At 44.3% G+C, this 490-nt stretch carries 1 protein-coding gene; it reads left to right on the top strand.

From position 1 onward, the window contains the following. Window positions 1–173: 173 nt before the first annotated feature. Window positions 174–490 (top strand): DUF1971 domain-containing protein (locus AB4585_RS22790; protein WP_372171081.1); only part of this gene is annotated, 317 nt, incomplete at its 3' end.

Genomic DNA, 490 nt, shown 5'->3' with positions numbered 1-490 from the left:
AGTTATTGAAGAGTTGCATTGCAATGCAAGAGAGTGCTGCGAAGTAAGACACACCTATGCCATAGGTTATTTCGTTGCGCGTGTGCTCAATCGCCTAAGCAATGCATGGGTGAGTTGCTCTACTAAGTCATAACAACTGAATACTTTTATATCTAATCACACAGGTGAAAATTATGAGCCATTTACGAATCCCAAAAGATTGGACCATCCAACGCTCGACCCCTTTCTTTACCAAAGACAACGTACCTCAAGCATTGTTAACCCACCACAATACGGCGGCAGAGGTGTTTGGACAGCTTTGTGTAATGGAAGGTAGCGTAACCTATTTTGGCTTTGCTGATGAGCATGCAACTGAGCCAGAATTAACGGTCGTTATTCATGCCGGACAGTTTGCTACTAGCCCACCACAATACTGGCATCGCATTGAAATGACAGATGATGCCCAATTCAATATCAACTTCTGGTCCAATGCAGACAAACGCGATCAGCC

The sequence above is a fragment of the Vibrio sp. 10N.222.49.C9 genome, from assembly GCF_041474985.1.
Classification (GTDB): Bacteria; Pseudomonadota; Gammaproteobacteria; order Enterobacterales; family Vibrionaceae; genus Vibrio; species Vibrio crassostreae_C.
Note: the sequence above shows the minus strand (reverse complement) of the source record. Positions and strands in the feature narration are given on the sequence as shown.